This is a genomic window from Spirosoma aerolatum, from assembly GCF_002056795.1.
GTDB classification, from domain to species: Bacteria; Bacteroidota; Bacteroidia; order Cytophagales; family Spirosomataceae; genus Spirosoma; species Spirosoma aerolatum.
In genome coordinates this window covers 4,353,386-4,370,481 of the sequence record NZ_CP020104.1, presented here as the reverse complement: position 1 = coordinate 4,370,481, position 17,096 = coordinate 4,353,386, and the positions used below count along the sequence as shown (strand labels likewise).

14 protein-coding genes are annotated in these 17,096 nt (G+C 47.4%); 13 read left to right on the top strand and 1 reads right to left on the bottom strand.

Going from position 1 to position 17,096, the window contains the following annotated elements; genetic code table 11:
- Positions 1–19: 19 nt before the first annotated feature.
- Positions 20–1,147 carry an endonuclease/exonuclease/phosphatase family protein gene (locus B5M13_RS17855; protein WP_170061148.1) on the bottom strand — a complete coding sequence of 376 codons (1,128 nt, stop codon included), beginning with the start codon at positions 1,145–1,147 and terminating at the stop codon, positions 20–22.
- Between the two features lie 189 nt (positions 1,148–1,336).
- Between B5M13_RS17855 and B5M13_RS17850 the strand changes: the two genes are divergently transcribed.
- The 13 genes from B5M13_RS17850 to B5M13_RS17790 all read left to right on the top strand — a co-directional run bounded on the left by B5M13_RS17850 (position 1,337) and on the right by B5M13_RS17790 (position 16,999).
- Positions 1,337–1,849: a ribosome maturation factor RimP gene (locus tag B5M13_RS17850; RefSeq protein ID WP_080056958.1), complete on the top strand. Its 513-nt coding sequence runs from the start codon at positions 1,337–1,339 to the stop codon at positions 1,847–1,849.
- 83 nt (positions 1,850–1,932) lie between these two features.
- Positions 1,933–3,177 carry a transcription termination factor NusA gene (nusA, locus tag B5M13_RS17845; protein ID WP_080056957.1) on the top strand — a complete coding sequence of 415 codons (1,245 nt, stop codon included), beginning with the start codon at positions 1,933–1,935 and terminating at the stop codon, positions 3,175–3,177.
- Between the two features lie 170 nt (positions 3,178–3,347).
- Positions 3,348–6,767 (top strand): translation initiation factor IF-2, encoded by a 3,420-nt coding sequence (infB, locus tag B5M13_RS17840; protein WP_080056956.1) that lies wholly within the window; start codon positions 3,348–3,350, stop codon positions 6,765–6,767.
- A gap of 164 nt (positions 6,768–6,931) precedes the next feature.
- Positions 6,932–7,282 carry an S-adenosylmethionine decarboxylase family protein gene (locus tag B5M13_RS17835; RefSeq protein ID WP_080056955.1) on the top strand — a complete coding sequence of 117 codons (351 nt, stop codon included), beginning with the start codon at positions 6,932–6,934 and terminating at the stop codon, positions 7,280–7,282.
- Between the two features lie 5 nt (positions 7,283–7,287).
- Positions 7,288–8,568 (top strand): DUF4178 domain-containing protein, encoded by a 1,281-nt coding sequence (locus tag B5M13_RS17830; RefSeq protein WP_245859368.1) that lies wholly within the window; start codon positions 7,288–7,290, stop codon positions 8,566–8,568.
- On the top strand, positions 8,565–8,756 hold the full coding sequence (locus B5M13_RS17825) for a hypothetical protein (RefSeq protein WP_080056953.1): 192 nt from the start codon (positions 8,565–8,567) through the stop codon (positions 8,754–8,756). The genes B5M13_RS17830 and B5M13_RS17825 overlap by 4 nt, the downstream gene beginning before the upstream one ends.
- A gap of 13 nt (positions 8,757–8,769) precedes the next feature.
- Positions 8,770–8,976, top strand: coding sequence for a DUF350 domain-containing protein (locus B5M13_RS17820; RefSeq protein ID WP_080056952.1), 207 nt, complete (start codon positions 8,770–8,772; stop codon positions 8,974–8,976).
- The gene (locus B5M13_RS17815; RefSeq protein ID WP_080056951.1) at positions 8,969–10,516 is read left to right on the top strand and encodes a polyamine aminopropyltransferase; all 1,548 of its coding nucleotides are present in this window, start codon (positions 8,969–8,971) and stop codon (positions 10,514–10,516) included. The genes B5M13_RS17820 and B5M13_RS17815 overlap by 8 nt, the downstream gene beginning before the upstream one ends.
- Positions 10,506–12,152, top strand: a complete 1,647-nt coding sequence (locus B5M13_RS17810; protein ID WP_080056950.1) for an NAD(P)-binding protein — start codon at positions 10,506–10,508, stop codon at positions 12,150–12,152. Before B5M13_RS17815 ends, B5M13_RS17810 begins: the two co-directional genes overlap by 11 nt.
- On the top strand, positions 12,149–13,198 hold the full coding sequence (locus B5M13_RS17805; protein WP_080056949.1) for a hypothetical protein: 1,050 nt from the start codon (positions 12,149–12,151) through the stop codon (positions 13,196–13,198). The genes B5M13_RS17810 and B5M13_RS17805 overlap by 4 nt, the downstream gene beginning before the upstream one ends.
- Positions 13,195–13,899, top strand: a complete 705-nt coding sequence (locus tag B5M13_RS17800; RefSeq protein WP_080056948.1) for a metallophosphoesterase — start codon at positions 13,195–13,197, stop codon at positions 13,897–13,899. Before B5M13_RS17805 ends, B5M13_RS17800 begins: the two co-directional genes overlap by 4 nt.
- Before the next feature lie 190 nt (positions 13,900–14,089).
- On the top strand, positions 14,090–16,189 hold the full coding sequence (locus B5M13_RS17795) for a BatA domain-containing protein (protein ID WP_080056947.1): 2,100 nt from the start codon (positions 14,090–14,092) through the stop codon (positions 16,187–16,189).
- Between the two features lie 144 nt (positions 16,190–16,333).
- On the top strand, positions 16,334–16,999 hold the full coding sequence (locus tag B5M13_RS17790) for an SGNH/GDSL hydrolase family protein (RefSeq protein ID WP_080059970.1): 666 nt from the start codon (positions 16,334–16,336) through the stop codon (positions 16,997–16,999).
- The last annotated feature ends 97 nt before the right edge of the window (positions 17,000–17,096 follow it).

Genomic DNA, 17,096 nt, shown 5'->3' with positions numbered 1-17,096 from the left:
TAAGTGTTAGTAACTCTTATTACTTTAAAAGATAAGTCCCGACGATAGGGTAGTGGTCGGAATAAGTGATGTAATTGATGGTTTCGAAGTTTACAACAGACAGTCTGGGGTCGTGAAACTGGTGATCGATGCGAATAAATTTGGGCAGTCGGTTATAAGTAAAGCCAAATCCTCGTCCGGCATCTTCAAAGCTATTGGGCAACACTCGGCGCATTCGTTCATAAACGACACTATAAGGCGTGTCATTATGATCGCCAGTTACGATAACTGGATACGGGCTTGTCCGAATATATTCCTCAACTCGTCTTACCTCATTGTTACGGTCGATAAATCCCATACGAAGCGCACTTAGAACCCCACGTGTTTCGTGTTGCACCCCTTTGATTTCGTTCTGCCGAAGCACCCGTCCCACCCGGATGCCCATTGAGTGTAAGTGGACGTTGATGACACGTATAGTATCATTCCCTATCTTGATATTGGCCCAAACCAGGCCATTGTGGGTTTCAAAGACTTCCTGACCCGAATCGACAATCGGAAATCGGGAGAAAATGGCTACCCCAATGTCACCATTCGATTTAAGGCCTTCTTCGGGATGTAATAATGCGTTATAGGCATAACCAGCCTGACGGAATCGGTTTAGCAGGTCATATTCTGGAATATTACTCTGGGTGTACGTTTCCTGGAAGCACTTGATAGGTGCATCAAAGCGTAACACAAAATTAAGCATACGCTGGGTAAGTACTTTGTTTGAGTTGAGCAACGGATTATCCCCCGTTCCAAATTCATTGAATTGATGAACATTATAGCTGAACACTTTTACCGACGCTCCCTGATTGGTAGAGTCGGCAGGTGAATGCCAGACAAAGGTGCGGGAACCAAACAGAGCAAAACCCAGAATGAGAATAATACCCGATAGCCAGCTTCGCCATGGGCGGCTAGTAAGCCAGAGACAAATGACAATAAAATTCAATCCCCAGACGATAGGGATGCTGATCATAATCATACCAGCCGACCAATGTTCAATCTGTAAGCTATACAGGAGCCAATAAGCCAGGCATGTATACAAAGCCAGCATTAAATTGATCGACCACAACAATGACCGAAAAAAAAAGGAGATGAGTTGTCCGACCCGAGTTCGTATTGTCATAGTATCGGCCTTGAGCGCGCCAGATAGGTAATTTATGAGCCAAAAATAAGGTATTGTGTCGGCAACGTATATAATAGAGTGCACTCAGTGTTTGCTAAACCCGCAAAAAACTATTATATTTGTGCATTAAAACCATATGGCATTGATTAAAAAAGGGAGTCGCACTCCCTTTTTTGTTAGCCCTACCTTATGGACGATAAAGCAAAAGTAACTGAACTGCTCCAGCCTTATTTGGCTGATGGACGGTTATATATTGTTGATTGCCAGATAGCTGGTCGGCAGGGAGGCCGAATTAAAGTAACCGTCCTGCTGGATAGCGATGAAGGAATTACGATTGATGAGTGTGCTAATATCAGTCGTACATTAGGCACGCAAATGGACGAAATGAATTTTTTTGGTGATTCTCCCTTTACGCTTGAAGTTTCGTCGCCGGGAGTCGATTTTCCACTAAAGTTCATGCGTCAGTATCTCCGAAACATTGGTCGTACGCTGATAGTGGCCTTGGCAGACGGGAAAACACAAAAAGGTAAATTAATTTCGGTAGCCGACGATCATATCGTTTTGGCTATTGAACCCGAAAAAAAATCAAAAAGTAAAAAGAAAAAAGAAGCTGATTTAATGGTTGATGCGGCTCCGATTGGGCCTACCCCAATCCCGTTTGAGCAGATTAAAAAAGCGAATGTAGAGGTATCTTTTAAATAGTTTTCAGTTTGCTGTTTTACAGTTCGTTAGAGTATAACGAGCAGCAAGCAGTAAACTGAAAACAGTAGACTGAGAACAAAAAAATGACCAGTGGACTTTTAATTGAATCGTTTGCTGACTTTGCCCGGTCGAAGAATATTGACCGGCCTACGATGATCGCTATTCTGGAAGACGTTTTCCGAACGATGATTCGTAAAAAATTTGGCACCGATGAAAATTTCGACGTGATTATAAACGCCGAAAGCGGTGACCTTGAGATGTGGCGGACGCGTGAAATCGTCGACGATAATTCCGAAGATATTTGGGATTATGACAAAATTCCGCTTGCCGAGGCCCGAAAGATTCAGGATGACTTTGAAGTAGGCGAGCAGGTGGCCGAGGAAGTTAAACTCGAAGATTTTGGCCGTCGGGTTGTGCAAACGGCTCGCCAGACGCTTATCCAGAAGATAAAGGATATGGAAAAAGAACTCCTTTATCAGAAGTATAAAGATCAGGTAGGCGATCTCGTCAGTGCCGAAGTATACCAGCTTCTGAAGCACGAAATCATTCTGGTTGATAGCGAAAACAACGAACTAAGCCTGCCCCGAACGGAACAGATTCCGAAAGATCGTTACCGAAAAGGGGAAGCCGTAAAAGCAGTTATTAGCCGGGTCGATATGTTGAATGGTACGCCTAAAATTATTCTGTCGCGTACATCACCCGTCTTTTTGGAGCGCCTGTTTGAAATCGAAGTGCCTGAAATTTACGACGGCTTAATCTCGATTCGTAAAATTGTTCGAGAGCCGGGCGAACGGGCCAAGGTGGCTGTTGAATCGTACGACGATCGCATTGACCCAGTTGGTGCCTGTGTGGGGATGAAAGGGTCCCGTATTCACGGTATCGTACGTGAACTGGGCAATGAAAACATCGACGTAATCAATTATACGGAAAACCTTGAATTGCTGATCAGTCGTGCGTTGAGTCCGGCTAAGATCAGTTCGATGCAGATTGATCGCGATCATAAGCGGGTATCTGTTTTCCTGAAACCCGATCAGGTGTCGTTAGCTATTGGTAAAGGTGGCCAGAACATTAAACTCGCTGGGCGGTTGGTGGATATGGAAATCGACGTATTCCGCGACAACGAAGGCCAGGAAGATGATGAAGACGTTGACCTGATGGAGTTCTCCGATGAGATCGATGGCTGGATGATCGAAGAGCTTCGCAAGGTTGGTCTTGATACCGCTAAGAGCGTGCTGGCCCTAAGTAAGGAAGAACTCGTTCGCCGAACCGACTTGGAGGAAGATACGGTTGAGGAGATTGTTAATATTCTGAAACAGGAATTTGAATAACAATGCATAAAGGCTAATGAATAATGTAAAATGAGTCGATAATAGACTGCGAATCATCGTTCATTTTACATTATTCGTTACACATTCTTAAAATAAGGGATTTTAATTACCCTAAGTATTGTTCATACCATAGGAACAACCATTAAATTTGCCGAATATAGACCGAACGTATGGCAGAAGAAAAGTCAATGCGCCTGAGCCAAGTGGCAAAAATTCTCAACAAAGGACTTTCCTCTGTTGCGAGTAGTCTGTCTGCCAAAGGGTTTAAGGTTGAAGTAAATCCTAACACCAAAATCAACATGGAACAGTTGGAGGTGTTAGCGAAAGAGTACAAATCAACGGAACTCCTGAACGGAGCTCGCCGGACCGAATCGTCGGTTACCGTTGCCGAGCCACCGCGTTCTCGGGAGGAGGATGTCGTTGCCTGGCGTCGTGATGATGCCGGACGGCCACTAGTCGACAAGAAACCCGAATCAGCTCCGGCTGAATTGCCTAAACCACCCACTTCGGAACCTCGATCAACGCCACAAACGGCCCAGACAGGGTTGCCGGGATTAAAAGTGGTGGGTAAAATCGATTTGAATCCCAAACCAGCAACTCCCCCTGTGACGCAGGCAAAAGTAACGCCACCACAGGAAGTAAAAACACCTGAACCACCTAAGCCTGTTGAGACTAAGCCTCAGCCGGTCAATGTGGTGACGCCTACGCCTGAGCCTCCCAAACCCGCTGCTGTTCAGCCACAGGCTGAAGTGGTAAAACCTGTAGAGACGCCACCCACACCTGTTGTTGAGGTAAAACCCATACCAGCACCGGTGCAAGTGTCTGCGCCGGTTAATACGCCATCCAAGGAAACTCCTCCGGCTGTCGTAGAGAAGCCGAAGGTAGAACCTGTAAAAGCTGAATCGGTAAAACCTGTACCAGCTCCTACTCCACAAGTGAAAGCTGAGCCAGAGAAACCTGTTGTTAAACAGGAATCTACTAAGGCTACACCTACTCCTGCACCACCTATGCAGTCGAAACCAGAGCCCCCACAGGCTAAACCGGTATCGGCTCCGGCGAATGAGGAGGAGGAGGAAGTGCCTACCGAAACGATTCGGGCTGCCGGTAGCCATCAGCTCGGTGGATTGAAAATCCTGGGTAAAATTGAGCTTCCTGTCAATAACCCACGTCAGGGACAGGGGGGAGGCAATAATAATAACGCAGATAAGAAAAAACGCAAGCGGATTCGCGGTGGACGCGAAGGTGCGTTGGGTAGTACCTCACAGCCTCAGCAGGGGCAGGGGGGCGGACCTAACAACCGAAATGACCGTGGGCCACGGGATGGTGATCGCAGCCCAGCCAATCGGAATCCGAATGACCGGAATCAAAACGATCGCAACCAGGCTGGTGGCCAGCGCGATGGCAATCGTCAGCAAAATCAGGCGGGTGGCCAACGCGACGGTAACCGTCAACCGAATCAGCAGGCTGGTGGTCAGCGCGATGGTAATCGTCCGCAGGCTCAGAATGCAGATACCGATCGTAACCAGGCTCCTGCCAATCGTGCAGCAGGGCAAGGCCAAGGCCAAAATGCGAACACCAACAACAACCGGAATCAAGGTGGTGGACGTAATAATAATAATGGTCGGGACCGAGACCAGCGTGGTAATCGGAATAATGATCGAAACAACAATCGCCGTGAAGCGCCTACCCAGGCCGATGTTCGGAAAGCTATTCAGCAGACCAATGCCCGGATGCAGGGTAATACTCCGAACCGGGGAGCTGATCGTCGACGTGATCGGCGGAATCAACGGGAGGAAGATCGTCGTTTGCTGAACGAACAGGAAGAGCTGGAAGCAAAAACGCTGAAAGTGACCGAATTTGTGTCGGCTAATGATCTGGCATCCTTAATGGATGTGTCGATCAACGATGTCATTTCGGTTTGTTTGAATCTGGGTATGTTCGTGTCGATTAATCAACGGTTAGACGCTGAAGCGATTACGGTTATTGCCGATGAGTTTGGTTTTGATGTACAATTCGTATCGGCCGAAGATGAAACGGAAGCCGGTATTGATGTAGAAGCCGATGCTCCAGAGGATCTACAACCACGGGCGCCTATTGTGACTATCATGGGTCACGTTGACCACGGTAAAACATCGTTGCTTGACTACATCCGTCGGGCTAAAGTGGCGGCTGGTGAGGCTGGTGGTATCACACAGCACATTGGTGCCTACAGCGTAAAAACCTCCGATGATCGGATGATTACCTTCCTCGATACACCGGGTCACGAAGCCTTTACGGCTATGCGGGCACGGGGAGCCAAGGTAACTGACGTAGTTATCATCGTGATTGCTGCCGACGATAGTGTGATGCCGCAGACTCGTGAAGCGATCAATCACGCTCAGGTAGCAGGCGTTCCCATCGTGTTTGCTTTCTCGAAAGTAGATAAACCAGGAGCTGATGCCGAGAAGATTCGTACCGAGCTGGCTGCTATGAACTTCCTTGTTGAAGAATGGGGTGGTAAGTACCAGGCTCAGGAGATTTCATCGAAATCGGGTATGGGCGTTGATGATCTGCTTGAAAAAGTATTGCTCGAAGCCGAATTACTCGAATTGAAAGCGAATCCTGACCGCCGGGCATTGGGTACGGTGATTGAAGCATCGCTCGATAAAGGTCGTGGCTATGTATCAACTGTACTGGTTGAAAATGGTACGTTACGTCAGGGCGATGTCATGCTGGTAGGCGCCCATTATGGTCGTATTCGGGCGATGACCAACGACCGGGGTGAACGGATCAAAGAAGCGGGACCAGCAACACCCGTTCAGATTTTAGGTCTGCCGGGCGCACCTCAGGCAGGGGATAAGTTCAACGTGATGGAGACGGAGCGTGAAGCCCGCGAAATCGCAAATAAACGTGAACAGCTCTTGCGTGAACAAACTTTACGGACCCGCAAGCACATTACGCTGGAAGAGATCGGTCGTCGTAAAGCCATCGGTACATTCAAAGAACTGAATGTAATTGTGAAAGGTGACGTGGATGGATCGGTAGAAGCCCTGTCGGATTCGCTGTTACAACTTTCGACCGAAGAGGTACAGGTGAATATCATCCATAAAGCTGTGGGGCAGATTTCCGAATCGGATGTACTGCTGGCTTCGGCTTCGGATGCGGTCATTGTCGGCTTCCAGGTTCGTCCGTCGTCGAGTGCCCGTAGACTAGCCGAGCAGGAACAGATCGAAATCCGTCTCTACTCGATCATTTACGACGCAATCAACGAGGTGAAGGATGCCATGGAAGGCTTGCTGGCACCAACGGTTGAAGAAGTAATTGTCGGTAATATCGAAGTTCGCGATGTGTTCAAGATTAGTAAAGTTGGTACGGTAGCAGGTTGCTACGTAACCGAAGGTACAATCAAGCGAAACAACAAAATCCGGATCATTCGCGACTTTATTGTGATACATACCGGTGAAATCAGTGCACTGAAACGCTTTAAGGATGATGTTAATGAAGTGAAAACAGGCTACGAATGTGGCTTGAGCATCAGGAACTTCAACGACATCGAAGTCGGTGATATCATCGAAAGCTTCGAACTGAAAGAAGTTAAACGTACACTATAGTCTGAACTAGTCCTGGATCGGATTGCCCCAACTGGTAAAGCCAGTTGGGGCTTTTTTGTGCCTGAAATCCAGTTAGATTACCGAATGTCAAAATTTTGAGTAGATTAGCCAGGTCGATCCATTTTAAATGGATTGTTCACTACCGCGCCTTAACCTATTCTGTAATGGCCTACCGACCAGGCTTACATTTACTATCTACGTTTACGGCTTCAGCCGATCAATTGGTCGAGCCTTCAGGCTGTCAGGCTCTTTTCGATCGGTTGATTGACTCATTGGAGCTCACAAAAGTTGGGGAGGTATATCATGCGTTCCCGAATGGCGGGTTTACGGCTGTTGTCTGCCTCGCCGAATCGCACGTGTCCATACATACCTGGCCCGAACTAGGAATCGCAACCTTCGATGTATTCCTGTCCAATTACCTGCATGACAACACCGCAAAAGCTCGTCAGTTTTACGTGGATGTCCTATGCCATTTTTCCGCCACCGAACTTTCTAAACAGGAACTGACCCGATGACTGATATGGCTTCTTCCGGCCAGACTCCTCCGTCGGCCACGCTCAACTGTCCGAAATGCCAAACGGAGATTACGTACTACGATGTATCGGGGAGTTCGTATTATGGATGCCCGAATTGTCATGCGTTTTTTCAATATGAGTACGAAAATCCACCCTATATTCTAACGGCTTTTTCAAATTCGGCTTCGCCAGTTGTTTTACCAATCGGAACGGAAGGTTACCTGAATAACCAGTTTGTAAGAGTGGTTGGGTTTATTCATAAACGGGAAGCGGGTACATCATACAATTGGGTCGAATACATGCTTCTGCAAAAGGATGGCCGATACTGCCAATTGGCAGAGTATGATGGCCATTGGATGCTTATCGAGCCGATGGGCAAGCCGTATCAGTATCAGGCCAATATTGTTCGGACGGACGAGCGGCAGTATAAAATTTTTAGTCGGTATAAGGCCGAAGTGATCAATGCTGTGGGTGAATTTGACTGGAACCTTCTGAATGATGAACAACTGACAATCTCCGAATACATTCAACCGCCCTACATGGTGGTTCATGAACAGGATCAGCAACGATCCGACTGGTATAAAGCTCGTTATGTGAAACGGTCTGAATTGGCAACCGCCTTTGGTATGACCGAAAAGAGTTTGCCACCGTCTGTCGGCGTTGGGGCTATTGAACCGAGCGATGCCAACCAGGAAGCCTGGAGGGCCACCTGGGCATTCACTGGGCTGGCGCTCGTTTTGATTCTGGTTTTACAAGTCATTCTGATGATTGTCAGGCCATCGAAAGAATTAATCAATCAATCTTATGACACCCAACCCGATTCGGCTGGCGTTAGTAAACCGATTATAACCTCATCGTTTGATGTGCAGGGACCAACTTCCTTACTCATTGATTTGTCGGCAAATACCCTGACCAACCACTGGCTTGAGTTGAGCATTACGTTGATGAATGAACAATCGGGGCGGGTTTATGAGGTGTCAAAATCGTTGGAGTATTACGAAGGTGTAGAGAGTGGCGAAAGCTGGACGGAAGGAAGCCGAACCGAAGAGGCCATTTTGTCGCGGGTCCCGTCAGGAAGATACCACATGAACATCTACCCGGTATCGGAAAAATATCAGACAATTTCGTATGCAATTCGAGTTCGTCAGAACAAAGGGCTAGGTTCAAATCTGGTTCTATTTATCTTGTTATTAGCGGTTTATCCAATTATACAGGTATTCCATCGAAGCTCGTTTGAAAGTCGACGGTGGGCTAATAGCAACATTCAAAATGAACAGGCAGAATGAATACAGGCTTTTCAAAAATCAAATACTATGTTTTGGTGGTGATTATTGCACTGGGCGTATTTGTATGGGCAGGTTTCACGGGTACGCGTCTGTTGGGTGATGATCATCTAAATGACGATACCAACAATAGCTATTACGGAAGTTCAGGTCGTTCCTACTCCAGCCATCGGCATTTCTATCACAAATAACCTTTACCCCTATATGGAATATAAGTACATTACCGCTTCCATCGTTTACTCGCTGCTGGGCATTATTATTCTGATTATCTGTTTTGTATTGATCGAAAAAATAGCCCCTGAAAATCTTTGGAAAAAGATTGTTGACGAGCAAAACGTAGCGCTGGCCATTTTAGCAGCCGCCTTTATGATTGCTGTGTCTATTATCATCAGTTCGGCCATTCATGGTTAGTCCTCCGAAGCAGGTAAAGCCACCGTCGGAGTTGCGCCCATTACATTGGTTACTGCTGGTATCCGTATTTGTGATTGCGACCTGCGGACTCATTTATGAGCTTGTAGCTGGCACGCTGGCGAGCTACCTGCTGGGTGACTCTGTTACCCAATTCTCGACAATCATTGGGGTGTACCTGTTTTCGATGGGCATTGGTTCCTGGCTATCGAAATATCTGGACGGCAACTTATTGAAGTGGTTTATCCAGATTGAGCTACTGGTAGGGCTGGTTGGCGGTTTTAGTGCACCCTTGTTGTTTGTTTTGTTTGAACAGGTCGCTTCTTTTCGATTATTGCTTTACCTCTTAGTAGGGCTCACCGGGACGCTGGTAGGGCTGGAGATTCCACTGCTGATGCGGATACTGGAAAACCAGATTACCTTCAAAGATCTGGTGTCGCGCGTTTTTACCTTCGATTATATTGGCTCCCTGCTGGCTTCGCTCGTATTTCCCTTGTGGCTCGTGCCTCAATTAGGCCTGATTCGGACATCGTTATTTTTTGGTTTGCTAAATGTGGGAGTCGCTGCATTTCTGTTGTTTCGCTTTGCTGAAACTCGCTCATTTCGAACCACTTTTACAGCTATTTTAGGCTTGAGTATAATTGGGTTAACAACTGCGTTTGTATATGCCGAGAAGATAATGGCCTACAGTGAAGGGGCTACTTTTCAGGACGCCATTATCTACAGCAAAAGCACCCCGTACCAGCGTATTGTACTGACTCGAAATAACCGAGAATTAAGACTCTATCTGAATGGAAATCTTCAGTTCAGTTCGGCCGACGAATACCGGTATCATGAAGCCCTTGTGCATCCGGCTATGCAGGCGCGTCCAAACGCCCAACAGGTGCTTGTATTGGGCGGGGGCGATGGGCTGGCGGTTCGGGAGCTGCTAAAATACCCGGCTATTCGGCAAATCAGACTAGTCGATCTCGACCCGGCCATGACGTCGTTGTTTCGGCAAAATCCAGTTCTGGTAAGGCTCAATCAACGTGCGCTCCTGTCGCCTAAGGTGCAGATTATCAATAAGGATGCGTTTACGTGGGTAAGAGAAGACACCGTTCGTTATGATGTAATCATTGTCGATTTTCCTGACCCTTCCAATTACTCGATTGGAAAGTTATACAGTACAACGTTCTATAATGAACTGGAAAAACGACTGGCCCCTGATGGGTTAATTGTTGTACAGTCGACCTCGCCCTATGTAGCTCGAAAGTCGTTCTGGTGCGTGCGGAATACGTTGGCTGCGGTAGGTTTTCAGACGATTCCGTATCATGCCTATGTACCCTCATTTGGTGAATGGGGCTATGTGCTGGCGTTGCGAAATCAGCACTGGCGAGTTGGTGGCGCCTTGCCCGCCGGATTGCGTTTTGTGAATGCTCAGACGATTCGCGATATGCTCTACTTTCCACCTGATATGGCAGCAATACCAACGGAAGTGAATAAATTGAACAATCAGGTTCTGGTTCAGTCGTTTGAGGAAGAGTGGGCACCGTATGGACAATAATCCCGATTCAATCAGTCGTCGTCAATTCTTGGTTCAGGCTGGGGCAGGAACTACCACCCTACTAGCTGGTTCGTCAGCTTTACTTTCCTGCAAATCACCCCGTTCGGTTAGTCATATTCGGGGAAGCATCAATGGCGCCAATCATCAGGTGGGGCATAAACTGCGGTCGATCCCCGATCTGGTCAAACTCCCGATCAAGGAAAACGTATCGGCCGATGTGCTGATATTAGGTGGGGGAGTGGCTGGTTTATCGGCTCGTCGCTGGTTGCAAAAGCAGGGTGTTAAAGATGTACTCTTACTGGAAATGGCATCGCAAACAGGGGGCAATGCGGCTTATGGACAGAACGATGTTTCGGCCTATCCGTTAGGGGCTCATTATCTGCCTATACCCGATATTCGAAATAAAGACTTGCTTCAGTTTCTTCAGGAGTGTGATGTGATCTCCAGATATGACAGCCACAAATCCCCTGTTTATAACGAGTACTTTCTTTGTCACGATCCAGAGGAACGGTTGTTTATCAATGGATTATGGCAGGAGGGGCTGGTGCCCGATACGGGTTTATCTACAGAAGATAAACAGCAGATAGCTCGTTTTTTTGCCCTGGTTGATCAACTGAAGCAGGCTAAAGGTGCCGACGGTCGTGATGCCTTCGCCATTCCCCTCGATCAGTCATCAGCAGATGACCAGTTCCGGTCATTGGATGCAATTTCGTTTGCCAGTTATTTAACTCAGGAAGGCTTTATGTCTCCGTATCTGCGTTGGTATCTAAACTATGGTTGCCGCGATGATTATGGAACTACACTTGCCAATACATCGGCCTGGGCGGGTTTGCATTATTTTGCCTCGCGTAAAGGGAAAGCAGCCAATGCCAGTGCGTCTTCTGTGCTGACCTGGCCGCAGGGAAATGGCTTTCTGGCAGATCATTTGCGTAAACAGGCCGATTCGCCAATCCGGGCCAATCTGCTGGCCTATGATATACAGGTAAAGAGTACCGGCGTAATGGTGCGGGTCTATGATGCTGTGGCCAATCAGAATGTTGTGGTACAGGCAAACCGGGTTATTCTGGCGACTCCACAGTTTATAACCCAACGATTGCTTCACTCGCTTGTCTCAGAACGAAGTACGTTGGCTGGATTTCAGTATGCCCCCTGGTTAGTCGCCAATCTGACTGTATCGGGGTTACCACAGGGAAGGGGGGTATCACTTTGCTGGGACAACGTGCTGTACAACACCGCATCGGTCGGTTATATCAACGCCAATCAGCAGGACCTGCACGATAGCTCCCCAAAAGTAATTACCTATTACAAACCCCTGACAGACATTGGCCCCGATTTAGCCCGACAAACTGCCTACACAACTACCTACGACCAGTGGCTTTCCCAAATTCTGGATGAGCTGGAGATGGCTCATCCGGGCGTAACGGCCTATGTGTCGCAGGCCGACATCTGGCTATGGGGACATGGGATGATTGCGCCATCACCTGGCTTTATTTGGGGTAATGAACGTCGGAAAGCAGCACAGCCGTTGGCCAATCGTGTTTTTTTTGCGCACTCCGACCTGAGTGGTATCTCAATTTTCGAAGAAGCATTTTATCAGGGTATTCGTGCAGCCCAGGAGGTGGTTGGTTCTGTATGAAACAGCCTTGGATCAAAAGCCCCCGTTTCGATGGTTGGTTTGTGCTGGCTCCTCCATTTGTGGCACTACTAGTTGTCCTGTTATTGCCCGAACGGTTTCGAACGACCGATGAAATGCCACTGATCGGGTGGGTAGTTCTGGTGATGTTGGTCGATGTGGCGCATGTGTATAGTACCTTGTTTCGTACCTATGCGGACCCTGTACGCTTTCAAAAACGAAGACTGCTCTTTCTAGGAGTACCCCTGGTTTGTTATCTGGTGGGTGTAGCCTTGCATAGCCTGGATGGACTTTGGTTCTGGCGGGTATTGGCGTACCTGGCCGTTTACCACTTTGTTCGGCAGCAGTATGGATTTCTGCGTATTTATACTCGGTTGGAAATGAACCCTGCTTGGTCTGTCCGGCTCGATACCCTAGTGATTTATGCAGCTACCCTGTATCCGATTTTGTGGTGGCACCTGACCCCTGATCGTCATTTTACCTGGTTTGTCGAAGGCGATTTTGTCCAGCATGAAGCCGACGGGGTTAAGGGTCTGCTAACAGGATTGTATGGCTGCTTGCTGGTTGGATATATAGGCAAGGAAGTATGGCTGTATCGCCAGCATGGCTGGTTGAATGTGCCCCGAAACCTGCTTGTTCTGGGAACGGTTGTTTCCTGGTATTTTGGAATCGTTCAGTTCAATGGCGATCTGGCGTTTACTATGCTCAATGTGGTATCGCACGGGATTCCGTATATAGCGCTGATTTGGGTGAGTGATGGAAAAAATGCACTCCCTCGAAAATTACCTGACACAAGTTTAATGAAATGGGTTTTGCAAAACCGTTGGGTCACTTTTCTTGGTGTACTCGTTTTGCTGGCCTATCTTGAAGAAGGTTTATGGGACAGTCTGATCTGGCGTGAACATGCTTCTGTTTTCGGCTGGTTTCAGGGATTCCCGGCCATATCCAACAAAAAGATTATGGCGTTGCTGGTGCCCTTACTGGCATTGCCACAAATGACCCATTACGTGCTGGATGGTTTTATCTGGCGCGGTAAACAGAAATTATGACTATTCTTACCGTTAGTGACATTCATGGTCGAAACGTTTGGAAGGAAATCAATACAGATATTTATGATCAAATTGTTTTCCTGGGCGATTATACTGATAGTTACGTATTCGACAATGAAACAATTTACAACAACCTGATTGATATTATTCAGCTAAAACGTAGCCAGCCCGATAAAATCGTATTATTGATAGGTAACCACGATGCGCAGTATATGCACTTTCCGCATTACCGCTGCTCTGGGTTCCGGCCGTTGGCACAACCTATACTGAGCGAGTTGTTTGAGCAGTATGAGGGGCTGTTTCAAATTGCCTATCAACAAGGATCTTATCTGTTTACGCATGCAGGCGTTACCAATCGATGGCTGGCGCATCTTCTGGAGAAAACAGAAAATAATTCACTTACCATTACACCCGACTATGATTTGGCTGAATTATTGAATGATGTTCATCAGCGGTCGATGTCCTACCGAAATTTATTGTTTGAAGTGGGCCCCCGGCGTGGTGGGCATGATCCATTCGGTGGGCCAATCTGGGCTGATCGTCAGGAAACGAAAGTGGATTATTTGACTGGCTTTCATCAGGTAGTAGGGCATACCCCTATAAATGAATTTACCACGTTTGGCGATGCGGTAAGCTCCATTACATACACGGATGTTTTGCAAACCAAATCAGCATTTTACGAAATCATAATACCTGATTAACTTAGGCTCAAAGAAGCGATTTACGAGGTAAATCGGCTTCCGAAAAAACGAAAGACCCATTGCAATTCGTTTAAAAACAATGAGGTTGTCAAGTAATTGTTTTCATTCGTTGTTTATTACTCTAAAATGACGTCGAATGACTATGAATGACTATTTGATAGCCATGAATGACTTTCTCTGTTTCGTCTGAATGAATTTTTTATATCCTACATTCCTGTTTGGCCTGATGGCCGTATCGGTTCCGATAGCCATTCACCTGTTCAATTTCCGGCGAACCCGACGGGTATTTTTTACCAACGTAGCTTTGCTACGGACGGTACAAACGGAGACCAAGTCATTTCGTCGGCTGAAACACTGGCTCATTCTGGCCTGCCGCTGCCTGTTTCTGATTTGTCTGGTGCTGGCGTTCGCTCAACCTTTTATTCCAAGCAAAAATAAACTGGGTTTATCGCGGCAGGGCGTTACGAGCTTATATGTCGATAATTCGTTCAGTATGCAGAACGAACGGAACACCAAACGGTACCTCGACATTGCTATAAGCAAACTGGATGAACTGCTGACGCTTTTTCGGAATGCTGCATCGCTGCAGTTGATCACCAATGATTTTTCGGCGGCTGAGCAACAGGCTGGTACTGCGGAAGCCGTACGAGACCGGGTAACCTCTATTCGATTTGCTCATACACCCCGTAGCTTGGAGACGGTCTATCGTCGCCAGCGAAACCTGCTGAGCTCGCTCAACCCAAGCGGACGAAATCAGCTATTCTGGTTTTCTGATTTTCAGAAAAGTACCGTAGGCGATCTATCCCGGCTAAAAATCGATACTACTGATCGGTTGTTTATTGTCCCCCTGGATGCACAGTCAACCAAAAACGTATATGTCGATTCTGTCTGGCTTAGTACGCCGTTTATTCGTGAATTGCAGAACAACAGCGTGAATGTCAAGCTGAATAATGCCGGTCGGGAAAATGTCAAAAACCTGCCGATACGACTTTATCTGGATGATACTCAAACTTCAACAGCGTCGGCTACACTGGCACCGGGAGCTTCGGCTACTGTATCGCTTAATTTCAACGTCACCTCAAAAGGGTTTCACCGGGGGCGTATCGTATTCGAGGATTTTCCCATCACATTCGATAATCAATACTTTTTTGTGATCGAAGCGTCGCCCGCCGTTCGGGTGTTGCACCTGTTTGAACAAAAAGCCAGTTCACCCACCCGTTCAACGGATTATGTCGACGCAGTATATTCAAACGACAGTTTGTTTGTACGGAGGAGCTTTAATGCCCAGAATTTCGATGTTGGCCAACTGAAAGAAACGGATCTGGTTGTACTGGAAGGCGTTTCCGACGTGAGTGGTACGCTTCGGACCGAACTGGAACGGTTTGTCCGGCAGGGAGGAAGCTTGACGATTATTCCGCCTACTAATCCAAACGCTGCTTCCTACGAACCATTTCTACGGTCGTTAGGCGTTGGCAGTATCCAGGTAACGGCATCCACTGGAGGTGCACCATCACCATTGCCCGTTGCCGACCCCGACCGGCGAAACCCGTTCTTTGTCGACGTATTTCAGCAGAGTTACCAATCGGATCGGCTGAATATGCCAACCGCGGCTCCGGTCTGGCGTTGGAATTCGGGGGATCGCCTGTTAAGCTTGCGCGATGGAAGCCCTTTGCTGACACGAACAACTGTAGGTGGACAGGCGGGGCGTCAGGGTAGTGTTTATCTGCTGGCTAATCCGTTATCAACCACTTACGGCAATCTGGCCGAACACGCGTTATTTGTTCCTGTCATGTACAAAATGGCGGCCATGAGTGTCCGTCCACAACGAACGGCCTATTCGTTCGACGAAAACCTGATTACCATTCCGGTTGCTAATCCGTCGGAGAAAGCAGTTTACAAACTAAAACATGATAAGCTGGAAATTATTCCAATTCAACGGGTTGTGGGGAATCAGTTGCTCCTCGAAATGCCGAAAAGTAACGAACTGGCGGCTGGACAGGAAGTTGAAGCAGGCTATTATGCCTTGCAGTTGGATGGAAAAACTGAGCGATTGTTAGCCTTTAACCACGGTAATCAGGAATCGTCGATGGATTTTTATTCAGCCGATGAACTTCGCCGGGCATTTGCGAATCAGCCTAATGTAGAGGTGTTCGACAGCATTCAGGATGGTGATTTTGTGCAGGTGCTGGAACAGGAAAACCTGGGCAAAAGCCTATGGAAATATTTTCTGCTGGCCGCACTGGGCTTTCTATTGCTCGAAGCCGGGTTAGTTCGGTTTATGAAAGGGTAATTCAGTGTTTCGTTCACGGCATACGATGTTTGGTGAAATAGTTCTGGTTTCGAACCCGCGTCCGCAAAATGGATGGTTTCATAGGCCAATACGATTTCGGGATACGTTTCAGGTAAATTTATGTGTCCTCTATCTTTGCTGAGTATGAAAACAATCTTTCGCCTTTCTGTGATGCTGGTGGCCGTGGGCTTACTGGCTATGACGGTTGCTAAACCAACACGCGTCGTTTTTTTTGGTGATTCTATCACGCAAGCGGGTGTTAAGCCCGGTGGATACATTGATAAGTTAAAAACCATGTTGCCATCTGATCAGTATGAACTGATTGGCGCAGGTATTGGAGGTAATAAAATTTATGACCTCTTCCTGCGTATGGACGACGACGTGATTGCCCAGAAACCCGATGTAGTCGTGATTTGGGTGGGTGTAAATGACGTCTGGCATAAAGCCACGTCGGGTACTGGTACCGATCCCGATAAGTTTGTCCGGTTTTACGAAGCGGTTGTGAAGAAATTGCAGGCTGCAAATGTTCGGGTGGTTTTATGTACGCCAGCCGCCATTGGCGAAAAAACCGATATGACGAATCAGCAGGATGGCGACCTGAACCAGTACAGCCAGTTTATTCGTAACCTGGCTAAACAATACAATCTCCCCTTGGTCGATCTGCGGAAAGCGTTCCTGGACTATAACCTTAAAAATAACCCTGAGAATAAAGATCGGGGCATTCTAACCACCGATCGCGTCCATCTTAACGATGCTGGTAACATGTTTGTGGCCGAACAAATGCAAAAAGTACTGACTTCAGCGAAGTAATGATCACTATCCGTCACAATATACCGTGCCAGGGCTCTATGCTATGGCACGGTTTTTTGTACCCAGAAACCTCTAGCATTTTCAGACTATTGATCTG

Excerpts from the sequence above, each read along its gene's own strand:
- B5M13_RS17815 (WP_080056951.1), top strand. The coding sequence starts at position 8,969 with ATGGTTAGTCCTCCGAAGCAGGTAAAGCCACCGTCGGAGTTGCGCCCA.
- B5M13_RS17790 (WP_080059970.1), top strand. The coding sequence starts at position 16,334 with ATGAAAACAATCTTTCGCCTTTCTGTGATGCTGGTGGCCGTGGGCTTA.
- B5M13_RS17825 (WP_080056953.1), top strand. The coding sequence starts at position 8,565 with ATGAATACAGGCTTTTCAAAAATCAAATACTATGTTTTGGTGGTGATT.
- infB (WP_080056956.1), top strand. The coding sequence starts at position 3,348 with ATGGCAGAAGAAAAGTCAATGCGCCTGAGCCAAGTGGCAAAAATTCTC.
- B5M13_RS17800 (WP_080056948.1), top strand. The coding sequence starts at position 13,195 with ATGACTATTCTTACCGTTAGTGACATTCATGGTCGAAACGTTTGGAAG.
- B5M13_RS17830 (WP_245859368.1), top strand. The coding sequence starts at position 7,288 with ATGGCTTCTTCCGGCCAGACTCCTCCGTCGGCCACGCTCAACTGTCCG.
- B5M13_RS17810 (WP_080056950.1), top strand. The coding sequence starts at position 10,506 with ATGGACAATAATCCCGATTCAATCAGTCGTCGTCAATTCTTGGTTCAG.
- B5M13_RS17835 (WP_080056955.1), top strand. The coding sequence starts at position 6,932 with ATGGCCTACCGACCAGGCTTACATTTACTATCTACGTTTACGGCTTCA.
- nusA (WP_080056957.1), top strand. The coding sequence starts at position 1,933 with ATGACCAGTGGACTTTTAATTGAATCGTTTGCTGACTTTGCCCGGTCG.
- B5M13_RS17820 (WP_080056952.1), top strand. The coding sequence starts at position 8,770 with ATGGAATATAAGTACATTACCGCTTCCATCGTTTACTCGCTGCTGGGC.
- B5M13_RS17795 (WP_080056947.1), top strand. The coding sequence starts at position 14,090 with ATGAATTTTTTATATCCTACATTCCTGTTTGGCCTGATGGCCGTATCG.
- B5M13_RS17850 (WP_080056958.1), top strand. The coding sequence starts at position 1,337 with ATGGACGATAAAGCAAAAGTAACTGAACTGCTCCAGCCTTATTTGGCT.
- B5M13_RS17855 (WP_170061148.1), bottom strand. The coding sequence starts at position 1,147 with ATGACAATACGAACTCGGGTCGGACAACTCATCTCCTTTTTTTTTCGG.
- B5M13_RS17805 (WP_080056949.1), top strand. The coding sequence starts at position 12,149 with ATGAAACAGCCTTGGATCAAAAGCCCCCGTTTCGATGGTTGGTTTGTG.